This window comes from Halomonas sp. OfavH-34-E, from assembly GCF_024124525.1.
GTDB classification, from domain to species: domain Bacteria; phylum Pseudomonadota; class Gammaproteobacteria; order Pseudomonadales; family Halomonadaceae; genus Halomonas; species Halomonas litopenaei.
In genome coordinates this window covers 102,049-122,575 of record NZ_JAMXRY010000004.1, presented here as the reverse complement: position 1 = coordinate 122,575, position 20,527 = coordinate 102,049, and the positions used below count along the sequence as shown (strand labels likewise).

15 protein-coding genes and 2 tRNA genes are annotated in these 20,527 nt (G+C 62.4%); 12 read left to right on the top strand and 5 right to left on the bottom strand.

Annotation, left to right across the window (positions count from 1 at the left end; genetic code table 11):
- Positions 1–477 precede the first annotated feature (477 nt).
- Together NH448_RS03220 and NH448_RS03215 are read right to left on the bottom strand one after the other, a co-directional pair.
- Positions 478–1,068 carry a helix-turn-helix transcriptional regulator gene (locus NH448_RS03220; RefSeq protein ID WP_052704361.1) on the bottom strand — a complete coding sequence of 197 codons (591 nt, stop codon included), beginning with the start codon at positions 1,066–1,068 and terminating at the stop codon, positions 478–480.
- Positions 1,069–1,171: 103 nt separating this feature from the next.
- The gene (locus tag NH448_RS03215; protein WP_045992956.1) at positions 1,172–1,924 is read right to left on the bottom strand and encodes an SDR family NAD(P)-dependent oxidoreductase; all 753 of its coding nucleotides are present in this window, start codon (positions 1,922–1,924) and stop codon (positions 1,172–1,174) included.
- A gap of 166 nt (positions 1,925–2,090) precedes the next feature.
- On the opposite strand from NH448_RS03215, the gene gltX reads away from it, so the two are divergent.
- The 3 genes from gltX (at position 2,091) to NH448_RS03200 (ending at position 4,275) form a co-directional block, all read left to right on the top strand.
- A complete protein-coding gene (gene gltX, locus NH448_RS03210) occupies positions 2,091–3,578 on the top strand; it encodes a glutamate--tRNA ligase (RefSeq protein ID WP_045992955.1) in 1,488 nt (495 codons plus the stop codon).
- 528 nt (positions 3,579–4,106) lie between these two features.
- Positions 4,107–4,182: transfer RNA gene (locus NH448_RS03205), tRNA-Ala, on the top strand.
- 17 nt (positions 4,183–4,199) lie between these two features.
- A tRNA-Glu gene (locus NH448_RS03200) sits at positions 4,200–4,275 on the top strand.
- A 511-nt stretch (positions 4,276–4,786) separates the two neighbouring features.
- On the opposite strand, the gene NH448_RS03195 is transcribed toward NH448_RS03200, so the two are convergent.
- Both NH448_RS03195 and gltA read right to left on the bottom strand, forming a co-directional pair.
- Positions 4,787–5,683, bottom strand: a complete 897-nt coding sequence (locus tag NH448_RS03195) for an NAD(P)-dependent oxidoreductase (RefSeq protein ID WP_045992954.1) — start codon at positions 5,681–5,683, stop codon at positions 4,787–4,789.
- 215 nt (positions 5,684–5,898) lie between these two features.
- Positions 5,899–7,185: a citrate synthase gene (gene gltA / locus NH448_RS03190; RefSeq protein ID WP_045992953.1), complete on the bottom strand. Its 1,287-nt coding sequence runs from the start codon at positions 7,183–7,185 to the stop codon at positions 5,899–5,901.
- Positions 7,186–7,662: 477 nt separating this feature from the next.
- Here gltA and sdhC point away from each other — a divergent pair, with 477 nt between their 5' ends.
- The 9 genes from sdhC to sucD all read left to right on the top strand — a co-directional run bounded on the left by sdhC (position 7,663) and on the right by sucD (position 19,371).
- Positions 7,663–8,040: a succinate dehydrogenase, cytochrome b556 subunit gene (sdhC, locus tag NH448_RS03185; RefSeq protein WP_045992952.1), complete on the top strand. Its 378-nt coding sequence runs from the start codon at positions 7,663–7,665 to the stop codon at positions 8,038–8,040.
- Positions 8,034–8,381 carry a succinate dehydrogenase, hydrophobic membrane anchor protein gene (sdhD, locus tag NH448_RS03180; protein ID WP_045992951.1) on the top strand — a complete coding sequence of 116 codons (348 nt, stop codon included), beginning with the start codon at positions 8,034–8,036 and terminating at the stop codon, positions 8,379–8,381. The genes sdhC and sdhD overlap by 7 nt, the downstream gene beginning before the upstream one ends.
- 3 nt (positions 8,382–8,384) lie before the next feature.
- Entirely contained in the window at positions 8,385–10,157 is a 1,773-nt protein-coding gene (sdhA, locus tag NH448_RS03175) for a succinate dehydrogenase flavoprotein subunit (RefSeq protein ID WP_045992950.1), read from the top strand.
- A 12-nt stretch (positions 10,158–10,169) separates the two neighbouring features.
- On the top strand, positions 10,170–10,880 hold the full coding sequence (locus tag NH448_RS03170; protein ID WP_045992949.1) for a succinate dehydrogenase iron-sulfur subunit: 711 nt from the start codon (positions 10,170–10,172) through the stop codon (positions 10,878–10,880).
- A 300-nt stretch (positions 10,881–11,180) separates the two neighbouring features.
- On the top strand, positions 11,181–14,018 hold the full coding sequence (locus NH448_RS03165; RefSeq protein ID WP_045992948.1) for a 2-oxoglutarate dehydrogenase E1 component: 2,838 nt from the start codon (positions 11,181–11,183) through the stop codon (positions 14,016–14,018).
- 39 nt (positions 14,019–14,057) lie between these two features.
- On the top strand, positions 14,058–15,644 hold the full coding sequence (gene odhB, locus NH448_RS03160; RefSeq protein ID WP_045992947.1) for a 2-oxoglutarate dehydrogenase complex dihydrolipoyllysine-residue succinyltransferase: 1,587 nt from the start codon (positions 14,058–14,060) through the stop codon (positions 15,642–15,644).
- Positions 15,645–15,710: 66 nt separating this feature from the next.
- Positions 15,711–17,147: a dihydrolipoyl dehydrogenase gene (gene lpdA, locus NH448_RS03155; RefSeq protein WP_045992946.1), complete on the top strand. Its 1,437-nt coding sequence runs from the start codon at positions 15,711–15,713 to the stop codon at positions 17,145–17,147.
- A 185-nt stretch (positions 17,148–17,332) separates the two neighbouring features.
- Positions 17,333–18,499, top strand: coding sequence for an ADP-forming succinate--CoA ligase subunit beta (gene sucC, locus NH448_RS03150; protein ID WP_045992945.1), 1,167 nt, complete (start codon positions 17,333–17,335; stop codon positions 18,497–18,499).
- Complete coding sequence (gene sucD / locus NH448_RS03145; RefSeq protein WP_045992944.1) at positions 18,499–19,371, top strand: succinate--CoA ligase subunit alpha; 873 nt, start codon at positions 18,499–18,501, stop codon at positions 19,369–19,371. Before sucC ends, sucD begins: the two co-directional genes overlap by 1 nt.
- Positions 19,372–19,492: 121 nt before the next feature.
- Here the strand turns inward: sucD and NH448_RS03140 are convergent, their stop codons facing one another.
- Positions 19,493–20,515 carry a lysylphosphatidylglycerol synthase transmembrane domain-containing protein gene (locus NH448_RS03140; RefSeq protein ID WP_239452551.1) on the bottom strand — a complete coding sequence of 341 codons (1,023 nt, stop codon included), beginning with the start codon at positions 20,513–20,515 and terminating at the stop codon, positions 19,493–19,495.
- Positions 20,516–20,527: the final 12 nt, after the last annotated feature.

Genomic DNA, 20,527 nt, shown 5'->3' with positions numbered 1-20,527 from the left:
TCTTGGGAAGAGTTCTCGGGGCAACGTTCTTGAGAAGAGTTCTTGGGAAGGGTTCTCGGGGCAACGTTCTTGAGAAGAGTTCTTGGAAAAGACTGAGAACAGTTCTGGAGAAGTGTTCCAGAAAAGCGTCCTGGAAGATGGCTGGAAGCGGACGTCATGTGTCGAACACGCCTGGACGCCATCGCCGACTTATAAGTAAGAGGGATAAACGGCGCCAGGGGTAAGAAGCTCAAGAGATAAGAAACGCAAGTGATAAGAAGCGCAGGGGATAAGAAGGGCAAGGCACTGAGAGCGGTGGCGACAAGACAGCCGGGCAGGGCTGAGGCGGCAAGGGACAGTAAGGCCGGATTGACCGACCTGACCCGTCGGGCTCGCTCCCGGGGGTTGGGCGCCTGGTTGGATGATCTGGGTAGGCGAGAGATGAAACGTCAGGCCCGGCCGACTGCTTTTGGTTTCATCTCTGCTTTTCGTCTCACCTCAGGTCGCTGACTCGCTACGCCATAGCGCTACCACCTTGGCCTTGAGTCGCATGCCGCTGTGATAAGGCATGGTGGTGGTCTGGCCCTGGCGCTGAAAGGTCAGTTGCCCGTTGTTGTCCTGTGCGACTCGGCGCAGGTACAGGGTGTCTTCCTCCGCCACAAGATAGAGTCCCGGCTGCCGGAATATCTCGGTCGGAGCCACGGCGGCCAGATCCAGCGGTCCCAGAAAATCGAAGTGCTCATCCGGCGCTGGCGTCACCAGGTGGCAGTCACCGTCCCAACGCTGCTCCGGGATCAGCTCCAGTGGCAGATCGATCCCCTTGTGGGCGACTTCCTGCCAGGGCAGCGGCAGGGTCGATCTCAGGTAGAGGGGAGATGGTCGGTTCGGTTCTCCTTCCAGCAGGTGTGCCAGGGGGCAGTTAAGGGCCTGTGACAGCGCCACCAGGCGTTCATGCCCGATCTGCTTGATGGTGCCGGACTCCCAGTAGGAAATGGTGACGTCAGAGACCCCGACCTGGCGAGCCAGCGCCGCCTTGTTCAAGCCGGCTGCCAACCTCAAAGATTTGATGCGCGGACCCAGCGCGTCCATGGAACCTTCCTGTCGACACATAAAGAGAATTTAGAATACTCATTCATAAGCACCTCTTGTGCAATATCAGGCGTCAACGATATTCGACGGTTCCTATGCCGCACTACCAGGTGATCGGCTCGTTGGCCCAGTCGAAGAAGCCGCCGCTGTCGTCGGGGCCACGCTGCTGCACCATGGTCATCAGTCGGTCGGCGACAAAGTCGGCGGTGAACAGCTTGTGCTCAGGGACTCGGGCCTGAAAGGGGCGTGACAGCAAGCTGTCGGTGGTACCCGGGTGGAAGCTCAGCACGCAGGACCGGGGGTTCAATCGCTTGAGTTCGATGGCAGCGGTTTTCATCAGCATGTTGTGGGCGGCCTTGCTGGCGCGGTAGGCGTACCAGCCGCCCAGGCCGTTATCGCCGATCGAGCCGACCCGTGCCGACAGGCTGACCACGGTGGTGGGATGGGAGCCCTTGAGGTGGGGAAGCAGCGTCTGGAGCATCAAGGCCGGCGTGGCGGCGTTGACCTGAAAAAGGGTCGTCAGGGCGGCTTCGTCGAGGTCCTCCAGGCGTTTCTCGGGCTGAATGTTGCTTGCTTCGTCGTGCAACAGGCCAATGGCGTTGACCACAAGGTGAAGAGGAACGGCTTGGCCAGCAGGGCCGTGAAGGGCTCGACCCAGGTCAGCCCGGCCCTGTGCAGTGGTGACATCGCCTTCGATCGCTTCCAGGCGAGAAGAGGAGGCCTGAAAGGAGGTTCGGCTGACGACGGTCGCCTGCCCCAGCCGTGGGTCGGCGAGCAGTCGATCGACGACGGCGCGACCTATGCCTCCATTGCCGCCGATGACGAGGGCGCGATAGCCGTCGGGAAGTCTGTCCATGTCGCTCTCCTGGCCTGGGTGGGGTGGCAACCTGTTCGAGTCCCGCACGGGGTGACGATTTCAGAGTTTCGCGAATCCCGCCGGGTCCTGCGCAATTGCTTCGTCGGTGCGTATAATGCGCCCACGCCGCCAGCTTGGCTTCAACGACTTCAGGATGCAGGACGTTATGACTGTTCGCACGCGTATCGCCCCGTCGCCCACCGGGGACCCCCACGTAGGAACCGCCTACATTGCCTTGTTCAACCTGTGCTTTGCTCGACAGCATGGGGGAGAGTTCATCCTTCGCATCGAGGACACCGATCGTGTTCGTTCCACCGCCGAGTCGGAGCAGATGATCCTCGATTCGTTGCGCTGGTTGGGGCTCGAATGGGACGAAGGACCCGATGTAGGCGGCCCGCATGGTCCCTATCGTCAGAGCGAGCGAGGAGACATCTATGCCGAGCACGCCCAGCGATTGATCGATGCCGGCCATGCCTTCAAGTGTTACCGCACCAGCGAGGAGCTCGACGAGCTGCGTGAGGCGCGCAAGGCCCAGGGGCTGCACCTGGCGCTGAAGCCGGCCGATCTGGCGCTTGATCCCGATGAACAGGCCCGTCGCGAGCAAGAGGGCATGCCCTATGTGGTGCGCATGCAGGTGCCGGAAAGCGGCCCCTGCGTCGTTCAGGACATGCTGCGTGGCGCCATCGAGGTGGACTGGGCCCAGGTGGATGCGCAGATCCTGCTCAAGTCCGACGGCATGCCGACCTATCACCTGGCCAATGTGGTGGATGATCACCTGATGGGGATCACCCACGTGCTGCGTGGCGAGGAGTGGATCAATTCGGCGCCCAAGCACCAGTTGCTGTATGAGTACTTTGGCTGGGACATGCCTGAGCTGTGCCATATGCCGCTGCTGCGCAATCCCGACAAGTCCAAGCTGTCCAAGCGCAAGAACCCTACCTCGATCAACTATTATCGGCGTATGGGATTCCTGCCCCAGGCGGTAACCAACTATCTCGGACGCATGGGCTGGTCCATGCCGGACGAACGAGAGAAGTTCTCCCTCGCCGAGATGATGGAAAACTTCGACATTCAGCGGGTATCGCTGGGTGGCCCGGTGTTCGATCTCGAGAAGCTGACCTGGCTCAACGGTGTCTACCTGCGCGAGGACCTGGACGACCGCGCCTTTCTCCAGGCCTTGATGACCTGGGCCTTCAATGAAGACTATGTGGCGCAGATCCTGCCCCAGGTGCGCACGCGGGTCGATACCTTGTCCGACGTGGCGCCTCTGGCGGGGCACTTCTTCTCCGGGCTGCCCGCCATCAGCGAAGCAAGCTTCGACGGGATCAACCTGGAGCGTGAAGATCTCGTCAAGCTGCTGCAGTTCCTGGTCTGGCGGCTCGAAGGTGTGTCCAGCTGGAACAAGGACGCGCTGCTGGCCGAGATCAAGCTGTTGGGCAGCCACTTCGATCTGAAGATGAAGGTACTGCTGGCACCGGTCTTTATCGCCATCACCGGCTCGTCATCGAGCACCTCGGTGATGGACGCCATGGCGATTCTTGGCTCCGACATGACCCGCGCCCGCCTGCGTCACGCCATCGGCGTGCTGGGTGGCGTCTCCAAGAAGCAGGCCAAGCGCTTCGAGAAGGAATATCGCGAGTTGCCGGCGGAATAGTGACAAGTGATGGCGGTGGGGGAGAGGCGTTATTGCGAGCCCCCATCGCCATGGCGCTTGATACGTTTAGCTCCCCCGCGCCCGCCTGCGTCACGCCATCGGCGTGCTGGGTGGCGTCTCCAGGAGGCAGGCCAAGCGCTTCGAGAAGGCGCGCCGCGAGCTTTCCGGAGAAAAAGCGCGAGTTGCCGGCGGAATAGTGACAAGTGATGGCGGTGGGGGAGAGGCTTTATCGCGAGCCCCCATCGCCATGGCGCTTGATACGTTCAGCTCCCCCGCGCCCGCCTGCGTCACGCCATCGGCGTGCTGGGTGGCGTCTCCAGGAAGCAGGCCAAGCGCTTCGAGAAGGCGCGCCGCGAGCTTTCCGGAGAAAAAGCTCGAGTTGCCGGCGGCATGATGAAAAAGATGGGGAGGCCTGCTGGCACCCCATCACCTTGGCATCGCCATGGCCGGGACACCGAAAAATTTTGGCGCTTCCGGGGTTGACCAAATCTTATGATATCCGTAAGATACGTCTCGTCTTCACGAGATGGGGCCTTAGCTCAGCTGGGAGAGCGCGACACTGGCAGTGTCGAGGTCAGCGGTTCGATCCCGCTAGGCTCCACCAATCTCGTTTCAGGCTGCGTCCCATTCGTCTAGTGGTCCAGGACACCGCCCTTTCACGGCGGGAACAGGGGTTCGAACCCCCTATGGGACGCCACTTCCTGTGCGTAGCGTCTGCTCCGTATGGATTCATGCTTTCGCATGAATCGTTGTGAACTCCGTGGTCTCTCCTCTTGTTATCACCATTCGCTTTGTGAGCTCTTCGTGATTTGCACGAAGCCTCAGTTTGCTTGTGGATGGTTTGCAAAAACTGTCTTGTACGGCTTGACAGAACCTTCCTCTTGTCCACCAGTGACGCATTTTTCCCCCGGTCAGCCTCTGCTACGGGGATAACGCCCGTGGTTGCGCGATTTATATTTTTTCCTTTCAAAATCAATGTGTTGCGACAGGTTAAAAATTAACCAATCTAAGTCCAATGCCCAGTTCATGGCGATTCGAGGGCGGTTTCGATAGGTTGTGAACAGGGTTATCCACAGAAAGTGTGGAAAACGCTGGGCGGGGTGAAAAGGGCTTGGGGAGAGAGGGGGATGTTGGCCCATGAGCGCATGCCGGCGCCGCGAGAAGGTCGGGCCAGCAGGAGGGCGCTGGCCCGGCAGGTATGGAAAATGTCAGTCCTTGCGGTCAGACCTTTCGCGCAGGCGTCGCAGCAATGAGGACGTGTCCCAGCGCCCACCCCCCATTGCCTGCACGTCGGCGTAGAACTGGTCCACCAGGGCGGTCACCGGCAGGCGAGCCTCCAGCTGACGCGCCTGGTTCAGACAGATATCCAGATCCTTGCGCATCCAGTTGACGGCGAAGCCATGCTCGTATTCGTCACGGATCATGGTCGCGTGACGGTTCTCCATCTGCCACGATCCGGCGGCTCCCTGGCTGATGACCTCGACCACCCGCTCCTGATCGAGACCCGCTTGCTCGGCGAAATGAAGGCCTTCAGCGAGGCCCTGGACAAGGCCCGCGATGCAGATCTGGTTGACCATCTTGGTCAGCTGTCCGGCGCCGACGCCGCCCATCAAGGTTACGGCTCTGCCATAGTGCTCGAGTACCGGCCTTGCCCTGGAGAAGTGCTCCTCCTGGCCGCCGCACATGATGGTCAGGGCGCCGTTCTCTGCTCCTTGCTGGCCGCCAGAGACCGGCGCATCGATGAAGCCCACATCCTGCTTCTGGCAGGCCTGGTCGAGCTCCTCGGCGAGGCTCGAGGAGGCGGTGGTATGGTCCACCAGGATGGCGCCCTGGGAGAGCGTCGACAGTACCCCGTCGGGCCCGGTGGTGACCTCGCGAACGTCGTCGTCATTGCCCACGCACACCAGTACCAGATCGGCGCCGCTGGCGGCCTCTGCGGGTGTCGGGTGGTGGCTTCCTTCGTAGCGTTCGCACCACTGCTCGGCCTTGCTTTGCGTGCGATTGTAGACGCGCACTGTCAGCCCGGCTTCGGCGAGATGTCCTGCCATGGGAAAACCCATCACGCCAAGGCCGATAAAGGCGACGGTGGAGATGTCTTGACTCATGAAAGCGCTCCTTTGTTATTTGCTTCGAAGGGGTCAGCATAGCGCCGGTAGGCGTGTCCGTTCATCCGTTGGGCAAAAAAGTTGAACAAAAAAAGGGCCGCCCCGGAGGGCGGCCCTTTTCATGGCAATGCGACGCGGGATGTTGCGTCTTCTGGCGTGACGGCGATTCCCTTGCCTTGGGCAGCGGGCGCCACGCGAATTACCTGGTCGGCGAATTACTTGGACGGGTAGTCGCGCTTGGGATGCCCGGTGTAGAGCTGGCGCGGACGACCGATCTTGTAGCTTTCGCTGATCATCTCGTTCCAGTGCGAGATCCAGCCGATGGTACGGGATACCGCGAAGATGACCGTGAACATGTTGGTCGGGATGCCCATCGCCTTGAGGATGATGCCGGAATAGAAGTCGACATTCGGGTAGAGCTTGCGCTCGACGAAGTACTCGTCTTCCAGGGCGATCTGCTCCAGGCGCTTGGCGATCTTGAGTTGCGGATCGTCGGCCTTGCCCAGTTCTTCCAGGACCTCGTCGCAGGTCTCTTTCATGACCTTGGCGCGCGGGTCGAAGTTGCGATAGACGCGGTGACCGAAGCCCATCAGCTTGAACGGGTCATCCTTGTCCTTGGCCTTGTCGATGAAGCGCTGGATGTTCTCTTCGGAGTCGTCGCCGATCTCGTCGAGCATGTTGAGCACTGCTTCGTTGGCGCCACCGTGGGCAGGACCCCACAGGGCCGCGATGCCGGCGCTGATGCAGGCAAACGGGTTGGCGCCGGTGGAGCCTGCCAGACGCACCGTGGAGGTGGAGGCGTTCTGCTCGTGGTCCGCGTGCAGCATGAAGATGCGGTCCATGGCCTTGGCGTAGACCGGGTTGATCTCGTAGGGCTCGCACGGATTGCTGAACATCATGTAGAGGAAGTTCTCTGCATAGTTCAGGTCGTTGCGCGGGTAGTTGAAAGGCTGTCCGATGTTGTACTTGTAGGACATGGCCGCGATGGTCGGCATCTTGGCGATCAGGCGAATGGCGCTGATCTCGCGGTCCTTGGCCTGGGTAATGTCCAGGTGGTCATGATAGAACGCCGCCAGGCCGCCAATCACGCCGCACATGATCGACATGGGGTGGGCGTCGCGACGGAACCCCTTGAAGAAGTTGGCGATCTGCTCGTGGACCATGGTGTGGTTGCGCACCCGGTGCTCGAAGTCCTTGTACTGCTCTTCGTCCGGCAGTTCACCGAACAGCAGGGTGTAGCAGAGCTCGACGAAGTTGGAATGCTTGGCCAGCTGCTCGATCGGGTAGCCGCGGTGCAGTAGCACGCCGTTGGCGCCATCGATGTAGGTGATGCCGGATTCGCAGGAAGAGGTGGCCAGGAAGCCGGGGTCGAAGGTAAAGAGGCCTTCCGCTCCGAGTCCGCGCACGTCAACGACGTCGGGGCCGAGGGTGCCTGAATGGACGGGAAGTTCGACAGGTTTCTCCAGACCATCCACCGTCAGGGTCGCTTTTCTCTCAGCCATGTCAGGCCTCCTTCGTGTTCGATATGGAGCGATACGTTGTCATTTCTCACTAACGTGCCGACGAATAGGGGGTCGCCCGGCAAAAAAGGTTCGCCCACTATAGAAGCGTTCAGGATATTGTCAATTCTCCCATTGAACGCTTGCTGTTGTACTATGCTCATTTAGCAGTATAGGTGTTGTATAGGTTATGGTGCTTTGCACCATAGGCTGTCCTTTTGCGGTGCAGCAACTTGACGAAGTCGCATTTTTATGCAGCTTTGCCGCATTTTCCGACGAAGCGTTCGCCAAATTGCATGGTCATGCCATTTGTCATGGTGGGGGCATGTCCCTATAATTCAGGCCGCGACTGGCAGGAACAGGAGGTCGTGTCCAACTTGTCGCAGGTTGGGTCACGACAGCGCCCTTCCCAAAACCACCGCCCGCTCGGGCCTCTGGCCCGTATGTCGTAGAGTGGGCCAAGAGAGTGTGTAGAGAGCCGTGAATAGCAAACGACCCGTAAATCTGGATCTATCCACGATCCACTTCCCCCTTCCCGCCTTGACGTCGATTACCCACCGGGTCACTGGCGTCATTCTCTTCGTCGGTCTGATCTTCGGCTTCTGGGCGTTGGACGCCTCGTTGTCCTCGCCGGCCGGTTTCGATGCCGTACGCGATGCGCTGGCGCACAACTTCTTCGCCAAGCTGGTGGCCTGGGGACTGTTGTCCGCTCTGGCCTTCCACTTCGTCGCCGGCTGCAAGCACTTCATTATGGACGCCAACATCGGCGTGTCATTGGAAGGTGCGGTGAAAAAGGCGCAGATCACCATCGTGGCGAGCGTTGTCCTGATCATTCTGGCGGGAGTCTGGGTATGGTAACCAACATCACGAGCTTCAGCCGCAGCGGCCTGTCCGACTGGATCATCCAGCGCGCCAGTGCGGTTGTCATGGCGCTCTACACGGTCTTTCTGGTGGTCTATCTGCTGGCTCATCCGCAGCTCGACTATGCCACCTGGAGCGGTCTGTTCGAGCAGACCTGGATGCGAATCTTCTCGTTGCTGGCCTTCGTCTCGCTGGCCGCCCATGCCTGGGTGGGCCTGTGGACCGTGACCACCGACTACATCAAGCCGACCGCCATTCGTGTCGGCACCCAGTCCGTCATCATCATTGCCATCTTCGTGTTCCTGGTCTGGGGCATCCAAGTGCTGTGGGGAGCCTGATACATGTCAACCATGCGTAGTTTGACCTTTGACGCCATCATCATCGGTGGCGGTGGTGCCGGCCTTCGTGCGGCGCTGGAGCTGGCCAAGTCCGGCAAGAAGACCGCGGTGCTGTCCAAGGTCTTCCCGACGCGTTCGCACACCGTGTCCGCCCAGGGCGGCATTACCTGTGCCATCGCTTCCTCCGACCCCAACGACGACTGGCGCTGGCACATGTACGACACCGTCAAGGGCGGTGACTACATCACCGACCAGGACGCTGCGGAATACATGTGTTCCGAGGGGCCGAAGGCGGTGTTCGAACTCGAGCACATGGGCCTGCCGTTTTCCCGTTTCGACAATGGGCGGATCTATCAGCGCCCGTTCGGCGGTCAGTCCAAGAACTTTGGCGAAGGCGGCCAGGCGGCCCGTACCTGCGCCGCGGCCGACCGTACCGGACACGCTCTGCTGCACACGCTGTACCAGAACAATCTGAAAAATAACACCACCTTTCTCAATGAATGGTACGCCGTCGACCTGGTGAAGAACGCCAACGGTGACGTGGTCGGCTGTATCGCCATGGATATCGAGACCGGTGAAGTGGTGCACGTAAAGTCCAAGGCTACCGTGCTGGCCACCGGCGGTTCCGGTCGCATCTATGCCTCCACCACCAATGCCCTGATCAACACCGGTGACGGTATCGGCATGGCGCTGCGTGCCGGTGTGCCGATGCAGGACATGGAAATGTGGCAGTTCCACCCGACCGGTATCCACGGTGCCGGTGTGCTGGTGACAGAAGGTTGTCGCGGCGAAGGCGGCTATCTGGTCAACAAGGACGGCGAGCGCTTCATGGAGCGTTATGCGCCGAACGCCAAGGACCTGGCCGGCCGCGATGTGGTTGCGCGTTCCATGGTCATGGAAATCCTCGAAGGCCGTGGTTGCGGCGAAGACGGCGATCACGTCTTCCTAAAGCTCGACCACCTGGGCGAAGAGGTGCTGTCCAAGCGTCTGCCGGGTATCGTCGAGCTGGCCAAGACCTTCGCCCACGTGGATCCGGCCAAGGAGCCGATCCCGGTGGTGCCGACCTGCCACTACATGATGGGTGGTATTGCCACCAACGTGCATGGTCAGGCGATTGCCCAGGATGCCGACGGCAACGACCAGATCATCAATGGTCTCTACGCCTGTGGCGAGGCAGCTTGTGTCTCCGTGCACGGTGCCAACCGCCTGGGCGGCAACTCGCTGCTGGATCTGGTGGTGTTCGGGCGTGCCGCCGGCATGTACATCGAGAGCGCGCTCAATGAAGGCATCGAGTACCTGGATGCCCGCGAGTCCGACATCGAGACCGCGATGAAGCGCATCACTCGCTGGAACGAGTCCGAAGGCGGCGAGAGCGTGCCTGAGCTCAAGCGCGAGCTGCAGAGCATCATGCAGAACTCCTTCGGCGTGTTCCGCGAAGAGAAGAACATGGTCGAGGGCGTCGAGAAGCTGGCCGAACTGCGTGGACGGATCGCCAACGCCCATCTGGCCGACAAGTCCCATGCGTTCAACACTGCCCGGGTCGAGGCGCTCGAGCTCGACAACCTGATGGAAGTGGCCGAGGCCACCGCCATCGCGGCACTGGAGCGCAAGGAGAGTCGCGGTGCGCACTCCCGCTACGACTATCCGGATCGTGACGACGCCAACTGGCTGAAGCACTCCATGTTCTTCCCCGGCGAGAAGCGGGTCGGCCAGCGCGATGTCAATTTCGCGCCGAAGACCGTCGACAAGTTCGAGCCGAAAATCCGTACCTATTAAGGGGGAGTCAACATGTCCAAGCTTCAGGTATCCCTGTACCGCTACAACCCGGAAACCGACTCCGCGCCTTATATGCAGGAGTTCGAGGTCGATACCCAGGGTCGCGACCTGATGGTGCTGAACCTGCTTGAGATGATCAAGGAGGACGACAGTTCCGTGGCCTTCCGTCGCAGCTGCCGTGAAGGCGTCTGTGGTAGTGACGGCATGAACATGAACGGCAAGAACGGCCTGGCTTGTATCACCCCGCTGTCCGAGGTGGTCAAGAACAACAAGCTGGTGCTGCGTCCCTTGCCCGGTCTGCCGGTCATTCGTGATCTGGTGGTCGACATGGCGCTGTTCTACAAGCAGTACGAAAAGATCCAGCCGTACCTGCAGAATGACACGCCGGCGCCGGCCATCGAGCGCCTGCAGTCTCCGGAAGAGCGCGACAAGCTCGACGGTCTGTATGAGTGCATCCTGTGCGCTTGCTGTTCGACCTCGTGCCCGTCGTTCTGGTGGAATCCGGAGAAGTTCGTCGGTCCCGCCGGCCTGCTGCAGTCCTATCGCTTCCTCGCGGATTCCCGCGATACGGCGACCCAGGAGCGTCTGTCGGAGCTGGAGGATCCGTTCTCCGTATTCCGTTGCCGCGGCATCATGAACTGTGTGGCGGTCTGCCCCAAGGGGCTTAACCCGACTCGGGCGATCGGCAAGATCCGTGAGATGTTGCTGGCGAATGCCACTTAAATCGTGGCGCCGGGCTTGTTATCATGGGCTCGGTCCGGGGCGCGGCATCCTGTCGCGCCCCCGGATGATAGCGTCAGGAGCCGGTGCCATGGGCACCGGCTTTTGAGCATGATGCAAGACCGCTAGGCAGATCGACCGCGGCCCCGATGACCGCGGCAGAACCACCAGGGCGCTCGATGATGGTCAGTGCCAAGGGTGACGATGGGCAGGACACCTTCCACTGAGGGGCCTGCGCCACGCCCGCGGTAGATCACGAGCATCGAGCCCACTACCACCCCATCAGTGCAGGGTGACCGAGAGATGCAACAAGGCATAATGGAGTTGATGTGGCGCTCCTCTCACGTGACGGGCAGCAACGTCCACTACGTGGAAGCGCTCTATGAGCAGTACCTCGACGACCCTAGCGCCGTCTCCGATGAATGGCGCGATTACTTCGACGAGTTGTCACGCCAGGAAGGCGCCCCGTCCGACGAGACCCCCCTCTCACCGATCCGTGATCAGTTCTATCAGCTTGGCCGCGAACGTCGCACCGCCGTTGCCGGCGCCGCGACCGTCGACAGCGAAGAGAGCCGCAAGCAGGTCAAGGTCCTGCAGCTGATCAACGCCTATCGCTTCCGGGGCCACCAGAAGGCCGACATCGACCCGCTGGGGCTGCGTGATCCGAAGCCGGTGCCTGACCTGGATCTGGCGTTCCACCAGCTGTCCAAGGCCGACCTCGATACCGAGTTCCAGACCGGTTCCTTCTTCCTGGGTAAGGACCAGGCGCCGCTCAAGGAAATCGTCGATGCGCTGGATCGCACCTATTGCCGTTCGATCGGTTGCGAGTTCATGCATATCGTCGACACCGAAGAGAAGCGCTGGCTGCAACAGCGTTTCGAGTCGGTGCGCTCGGCTCCGGACCATGGTGATGATCGCCGCAAGCAGCTGTTCGAGCGGCTGTCCGCGGCCGAAGGGCTGGAAAGCTACCTGGCCTCCAAGTACCCGGGCACCAAGCGCTTCGGCCTTGAGGGTGGCGAGACCTTCATTCCGATGATGGACGAGCTGATCCAGCGCGCGGGCAGCTACGGCACCAAGGAAGTGGTCATCGGCATGGCCCACCGCGGTCGCCTCAACGTGCTGGTCAACATCCTCGGCAAGAACCCCGGCGAGCTGATCGACGAGTTCGACGGCAAGAAGCTGATCGAGCGCGGTTCCGGTGACGTCAAGTATCACCAGGGCTTCAGCTCCAACGTGATGACGCCGGGCGGTGAGGTTCACCTGGCGATGTCCTTCAACCCCTCGCACCTCGAAATCGTGGCGCCGGTGGTGGAAGGCTCGGTGCGCGCTCGCCAGGATCGCCGCGACGATGTCGATGGCGGCAAGGTGCTGCCGATCAACGTCCATGGCGATGCCGCCTTCGCTGGTCAGGGCGTGGTCATGGAGACGTTCCAGATGTCCCAGACCCGTGCCTACAAGACCGGTGGCACGGTGCACATCGTCATCAACAACCAGGTCGGCTTCACCACGTCGCATCCCGAGGACGCGCGTTCCACCGAGTACTGCACCGACATCGCCAAGATGGTGCAGGCGCCGATCCTGCACGTGAACGGTGACGATCCCGACGCGGTGCTCCACGTGACCCAGGTGGCCCTGGACTATCGTCAGCAGTTCAAGAAGGACGTGGTCATCGATCTGGTGTGCTACCGCCGCCGCGGCCACAACGAGGCCGACGAGCCCTCCGGCACCCAGCCGATGATGTACCGCAAGATCAAGGACCATCCGTCCTCTCGTGCGATCTACGCCGAGCGCCTGGTCAAGCAGGGCGTGCTCAGCGAAGACGAAGCCAAGGCGGTGGTCGAGAAGTATCGCGATGATCTGGTCGCCGGCAATCACGTGGCCAATGCCCTGGTGCAGGAACCCAACACCTCACTGTTCGTCGACTGGAAGCCGTACCTCGGTCACGAGTGGACCGGGCATGCCGATACCACCTTCGACATGAAGCGGCTCAAGCAGCTCGCCGCCAAGATGTGCGAGATCCCTGACGGGGTGAAGGTGCAGCGTCAGGTCGCCAAGATCTATGATGATCGCCGCAAGATGCAGGGCGGTGGGCTGGCGATGAACTGGGGCTTCGCCGAAACCCTGGCCTACGCCACCTTGCTCGAGCAGGGGCACCCGATTCGCCTGACCGGTCAGGATGTCGGACGCGGTACCTTCTCGCACCGCCATGCGGTGATCCACAACCAGGCCGACGGTTCCACCTACGTGCCGCTTCAGCACATGGCGGACGGTCAGCCGCGCTTCACCATCCATGACTCCTTCCTCTCCGAGGAGGCGGTGCTGGCGTTCGAGTACGGCTACTCGACTACCATGCCCAACGCGCTGGTGATCTGGGAAGCGCAGTTCGGTGACTTCTTCAACGGCGCCCAGGTGGTGGTGGACCAGTTCATCTCCTCCGGCGAGACCAAGTGGGGCCGTCTGTGTGGCCTGACCATGCTGCTGCCCCACGGTTTCGAAGGGCAGGGCCCCGAGCACTCCTCGGCGCGTCTCGAGCGCTTCCTGCAGCTGTGCGCCGAGCACAACATGCAGGTGTGCGTGCCGACCACCCCGGCGCAGATCTATCACCTGCTGCGCCGTCAGGTGATTCGCCCGCTGCGCAAGCCGCTGGTGGTGATGTCGCCGAAGAGCCTGCTGCGCCACAAGGAAGCCACCTCGAGCCTCGAGGACCTCGCCAACGGCAGCTTCAACATGGTGCTGCCCGACCAGGGACAGCGTGATGCGTCCAAGGTCGAGCGGATCATCATGTGCTCGGGCAAGGTCTACTACGATCTGGCCAACTGGCGCGAGGAGAACCTGCGTGACGATGTAGCGATCGTGCGCGTCGAACAGCTCTATCCGTTCCCCAAGGAAGAGCTGATCGAGACGCTCAAGGACTACAGCGGCGTCACCGACATCGTCTGGTGTCAGGAAGAGCCCCTGAACCAGGGCGCCTGGTATTCCATGCAGCACAATCTGCGCATCGTCGCCGATTCGCTCAAGGACGGCCTGGGCGGTCAGCTGAAGTTTGCCGGACGTCCGGCATCGGCGGCTCCCGCGGCGGGCTACATGTCCGTTCACACCGAACAGCAGCGCCAACTGGTGGAAGACGCCTTCAATCTCTAAGGCGACCATCGGGAAGAGAGAGAACACTAAGGATACGACATGGCTACCGAGATCAAGGCACCATCCTTTCCGGAATCCGTTGCCGAAGGCACCGTAGGTACCTGGCACAAGAAGCCGGGTGACAGCGTCGAGCGTGACGAACTGATCGTCGAGATCGAGACCGACAAGGTCGTGCTCGAGGTGGTGGCGGTGGAAGCCGGCACCCTGTCAGAGGTGCTGGTGGAAGAAGGCGACACCGTGGAGTCCGAGCAGGTCCTGGGCCGCATCGGTGAAGGCGGCGGCGAGTCCAAGGAAGCGTCCGAGGAGTCGTCCGAGAAAGACGAGGACGACGCCAAGGAAGACGCTTCCGAAGCGTCCGACGACAAGGCCGAGAAGAAGTCGGCCGAAGCGCCCAAGGGCGGCGGCGAGAAGCGCGACGTCAAGGCGCCGAGCTTCCCCGAGTCGGTGCAGGAAGGGACCGTCGCCAGCTGGACCAAGAAGGTCGGCGAAGCGGTCAAGCGTGACGAAGTGCTGGCCGAGATCGAGACCGACAAGGTCGTGCTCGAGGTGGTCGCACCGGAAGATGGCGCCCTGGCCGAGATCAAGATCGAGGAAGGCGACACCGTGGAGTCCGAGGCCGTGCTGGCGGTGTTCGAGGTGGGTGCAGGCGGTGGCTCTGCCGATACCGCCGATCAGGAAGCGCCCAAGGCCAGCGCCGACGATGGCGACAGCGACGAGCAGGTCGGTGACAAGATCGTGGCGCCTGCCGCGCGCAAGCTGATCGCCGAGCACGACCTCGACGTCAGTGCCATCAAGGGCACCGGCAAGGACGGTCGCGTCCTCAAGGAAGACGTGCTCAAGGCGGTCAAGGACGGCGGCGCCAAGAAGTCCGCGCCGGCCAAGAAGGCCAGCTCCGGCGCCACCGCAGCCCCGGCCGTGGAAGGCGAGCGCCCCGAGAAGCGCGTGCCGATGACCCGTCTGCGCAAGACCATCGCCAAGCGTCTGGTCCAGGCTCAGCAGACCGCTGCCATGCTGACCACCTACAATGAGGTGGACATGGGTGCGGTGATGGAGCTGCGCTCCCAGTACAAGGACACCTTCCTGAAGGCACACGATGTCAAGCTCGGCTTCATGGGCTTCTTCGTCAAGGCGGCCTCCGAGGCGCTCAAGCGCTTCCCTGACGTCAACGCCTCCATCGACGGTGACGACATCGTCTACCACGGTTATCAGGACATCGGTGTGGCCGTATCCACCGACCGTGGCCTGGTAGTGCCGGTGCTGCGCGATACCGACAGCATGAAGATCGCCGACGTCGAGAAGGGCATCGTCGACTTCGGCAAGCGCGGACGCGAAGGCAAGCTGGGCATCGAGGACATGCAGGGTGGTACCTTCACCATCACCAACGGCGGCATCTTCGGCTCGCTGATGTCGACCCCGATCCTGAATCCGCCGCAGACCGCGATCCTCGGCATGCACAAGATCCAGGAGCGTCCGATGGCGGTCAACGGCAAGGTCGAGATTCGCCCGATGATGTATCTGGCAGTGTCCTATGACCACCGCATGATCGATGGCAAGGATGCGGTACAGTTCCTGGTCACCATCAAGGAGCTGCTCGAGGATCCGGCGCGTCTGCTGCTGGAAATCTGAGCCAGACCGTGGCAGCGACAGGGATTTACTGCAGAGCCTCTGCACACAGAACGAACAGGAGCCAACATGGCCGACAAGTATGATGTGATCGTCATTGGCGCGGGCCCGGGTGGCTACGTGGCCGCCATCCGTGCTGCTCAGCTGGGTCTGAAGACCGCCTGCGTCGAGAAGTGGATCGGCAAGGAAGGCAAGGTGGTGCACGGCGGTACCTGCCTGAACGTGGGCTGTATCCCGTCCAAGGCACTGCTCGAGGCCTCCCACAAGTTCGTCGAGGCGCAGCACGACTTCGACGACATGGGCATCCAGGCCGGCGACGTCAGCATGGACGTGTCCAAGATGATGGCGCGCAAGGACAAGATCGTTAAGCAGCTGACCGGCGGCATCTCCGGGCTGTTCAAGGCCAATGGCGTCACCGCCATCGAAGGTACCGGCAAGGTCGTGGCCAAGAACAAGGTCGAGGTCACCGACAAGGACGGCGAGTCCAGCACCGTCGAGGCGGACAACATCGTCATCGCCGCCGGCTCGGTGCCGGTGGAGATCCCGCCGACCCCGCTGACCGAGGGTCTGATCGTCGATTCCACCGGCGCCCTCGAGTTCCAGGAGACGCCCAAGCGTCTGGGCGTCATCGGCGCCGGCGTCATCGGCCTTGAGCTCGGCAGCGTGTGGAGCCGCCTCGGCAGCGAAGTGACCGTGCTCGAGGCGATGGACAGCTTCCTGCCGATGGTCGACTCGGCCATCGCCAAGGAGACCCAGAAGCTGCTCAAGAAGCAGGGTCTGGACATCAAGCTCAACGCCCGCGTGACCGGTTCCGAGGTCAAGGGTGAGGAAGTCGTCGTCAAGTACGAGGACAACGAGGGCGAGAAGGAACTGACCTTCGACAAGCTGATCGTCTGTGTCGGCCGTCGTCCCTACACCAAGGGCGTGGTAGCCGACGGCCTGGGCGTCGAGCTGGATCAGCGCGGCTTCATCCACGTCGATGACCAGTGCCGCACCAGCGTGCCGGGCGTCTACGCCATCGGTGACTGCGTGCGTGGCCCCATGCTGGCCCACAAGGCCTCCGAAGAGGGCGTGATGGTGGCCGACATCATCGCAGGCCACAAGGCGCAGATGAACTATGACGCCATTCCCAGCGTGATCTACACCCACCCCGAGGTGGCCTGGGTCGGCATGAACGAGCAGGACGCCAAGTCCGCCGGTATCAAGGTCAAGACCGGTAGCTTCCCGTTCGCCGCCAGTGGCCGTGCCATGGCCAACAACGCCACCGAAGGCCAGGCCAAGATCATCGCCGACGCCGAGACCGATCGCATCCTGGGGATGCACATCGTCGGTCAGCACGCCGGTGAGCTGATCGCCCAGGGTGTCATCGCCATGGAATTCGGCTCCAGCGCCGAAGATCTGGCGCTGACCTGCTACGCGCACCCGAGCCTGTCCGAGGCGGTGCACGAGGCGGCGCTGGCGGTGGAAGGTCACGCCATCCACGTGGCCAACCGCAAGAAGCGCTAGCAAGACAACAAGCGCCCGGTAATCCTAGGCAAGCCTGTGCAGTTTTGGCAGGCTTGCCGGTGTTTTCCGCGAGCGCATCGCCGCCGACCATGTATCGGTGGCGGTCGGTGGCGACCCGATGACTTTCGTCCCTCGGGGCAGGGTGGGTCGCCGTTCGAGTCACATGCAACCAATGGCATGAATCGATGAACCTTCACGAGTATCAAGGCAAGCAGCTGTTTGCCGACTATGGTCTGCCCGTTTCCAAGGGCTTCGCCTGCGACACCCCCGAAGAAGCCTATGAGGCTTGCAAGAAGATCGGCGGCGACATGTGGGTCGTCAAGGCCCAAGTCCACGCCGGTGGCCGCGGCAAGGCCGGTGGTGTCAAGCTGATCAAGAGCCCGGACGAAGCCAAGGCCTTCGCCGAGCAGTGGCTGGGCAAGAACCTGGTGACCTTCCAGACCGACGAGAACGGTCAGCCGGTCGCCAAGATTCTGGTCGAGAACTGCACCGACATCGCCAATGAGCTGTACCTTGGCGCGGTGGTCGACCGTGGCACCCAGCGTGTGGTCTTCATGGCCTCCACCGAAGGTGGTGTCGAGATCGAGAAGGTCGCCGAAGAGACGCCCGAGAAGATCCTCAAGGCCGAGATCGACCCGCTGGTCGGCGCTCAGCCCTACCAGGCGCGTGAGCTGGCCTTCGCCCTCGGCCTCGAAGGCGCGCAGGTGAAGCAGTTCACCAAGATCTTCCTGGGTCTGTCCAAGATGTTCCACGACAAGGATCTGGCGCTGCTGGAGATCAACCCGCTGGTGATCACCGACGAAGGCAATCTCCACTGCCTCGACGCCAAGATCAACCTGGACGGCAACGCCCTGTACCGTCACCCGGATCTGCAGGAAATGCGTGACCCGTCCCAGGAAGACGAGCGTGAAGCCAACGCTGCCCAGTGGGACCTGAACTACGTCGCCCTGGAAGGCAACATCGGCTGCATGGTCAACGGCGCTGGCCTGGCCATGGGCACCATGGACATCATCAAGCTCCACGGTGGCCAGCCGGCCAACTTCCTTGACGTCGGCGGCGGCGCCACCAAGGAGCGCGTGGCTGAGGCGTTCAAGATCATCCTGTCCGACGACAGCGTGCAGGCCGTGCTGGTCAACATCTTCGGCGGCATCGTGCGTTGCGACATGATCGCCGAAGGCATCATCGGTGCCGTCGAGCAGGTCGGCGTCAATGTGCCGGTCGTGGTGCGTCTGGAAGGTAACAACGCCGAGCTGGGTGCCGAGAAACTGGCCTCCAGCGGTCTGAACATCATCGCTGCCAAGAGCCTCACCGATGCGGCTCAGCAGGTCGTCAAGGCAGCGGAGGGCAAGTAATGAGCATCCTGATCGACAAGAACACCAAGGTCATCTGCCAGGGCTTCACTGGCGGACAGGGGACCTTCCACTCCGAACAGGCCATCGAGTACGGCACCCAGATGGTCGGCGGCGTGACCCCGGGCAAGGGCGGCCAGGAGCACCTGGGCCTGCCGGTGTTCAACACCGTCAAGGAAGCCGTCGAGCAGACCGGCGCCGAGGCCAGCGTGATCTACGTGCCTGCCCCGTTCTGCAAGGATTCCATCCTGGAAGCCGCCAACGCCGGCATCAAGCTGATCGTGTGCATCACCGAAGGCATCCCGACCCTCGACATGCTGGACGTCAAGGTCAAGTGCGATGAGCTGGGCGTGCGTCTGATCGGTCCGAACTGCCCCGGTGTCATCACCCCGGGCGAGACCAAGATCGGCATCATGCCGGGTCACATCCACAAGCCGGGCAAGGTCGGTATCGTGTCGCGCTCCGGCACCCTGACCTACGAAGCGGTCAAGCAGACCACCGACCACGGCTTCGGCCAGTCCACCTGTGTGGGCATCGGCGGCGACCCGATCCCGGGCTCCAACTTCATCGACATCCTCGAGATGTTCGAGAAGGACCCGGCGACCGAGGCCATCGTCATGATCGGTGAGATCGGCGGTACCGCCGAGGAAGAGGCTGCTGCCTACATCAAGGAGCACGTCTCCAAGCCGGTGGTGTCCTACATCGCCGGTGTCACCGCTCCTCCCGGCAAGCGCATGGGCCACGCCGGCGCCATCATCGCCGGTGGCAAGGGCACCGCGGACGAGAAGTTCGCCGCCCTGGAAGCCGCGGGCGTCAAGACCGTGCGCTCCCTGGCCGAGATCGGCGACGCCCTGAAGGAAGCGACCGGCTGGTAAGCGGTCCTACCGTCAGAATAAGCGTCAGAATAAAGGCCACCTCCGGGTGGCCTTTTTTGTGGCTGGAACTCCACCAGATGCGACGAAGGGGCGGGTCGAAGGGGGAAGTACGCGGAAGGCGTTAGGGACGAGGCGACGATTGATTGGCCCGCGTGCGCCACCAGCCGACCACCTGTGCCACGAACACCGGCGCGCCCGCCACCAGATAGAGGTGGTAGCTGACCAGGCGCCAGACGATCACCGCCGCCGCGGCCTGCTCTCGGGCCATCAGCGGCAGCAGCAGGGCGCCTACGCTGACCTCCGCGGCGCCGGCGCCGCCCGGCAGCACGCTCAACTGGCTGGCGGCCATGGCCAGCATCTGCACCAGAAAGGTCCAGGCCCAGTCGGCGCCGCCGCCCACCCCCAGCACCGCCAGATACAGGAGGCTATAGCGCGCAAGCCAGTGCAGGCAGCACAGCGCGAAGATCGCCATCAGCACGCCCTTGGGCAGCGCAAGCGTACTCGCCAGGGTCCGGCGACAGCGCAGCAGGCGTCGGGTCATCCAGCGCCTGGGCCCCGAGCCGACAAAGGGAGGGGGAGGGACATGGCGCAGCAGCCAGGGTAGCCACACGATCACCACCGCAAACACCACAAGCGCCAGCAGCAGCGCCGCCAGGGAGGCCTCGACCAGGGCCTGGTGAGGCCAGCTGGCCAGTCCGCTCATCGACAGCGACACCAGTACGCCCAGCATCAGGCTGAAGAACAGCATGTCGGCCAGTTGATCGACCAGAAAGATGGCCGAGGCCTGGGCCGGCGGATAGCCGCGTCGTGCCAGCAGCCACAGCAGGGTGGCGACGCCTCCGCTTCCAGCGGGGGTGGCACACAGCGCGAACTTCGACGACATCTCGATCGCCAGGGCACCGCCCTGACCGAGGCGGCCGGCTCGTCCGTCGAGCATCAGGCGCAGGCGCGCCGCGTTGAGGTTCCAGCAGATCACCGCCAGGGCTACCATCAGCGCCAGCAGGGGCAGCGGGAAGGCAATGACCGCAGTGAAGGTGCCGGCGCCCCCTAGCCACCACGGCAGCAGCAGGGTGATGGCCAGGGTCAGGATCAGCAGGGCGGCCTTCCACCACAGGCGCGATCGTATCCCGGCAGGGGCACGCACGCGCCTGTCCAG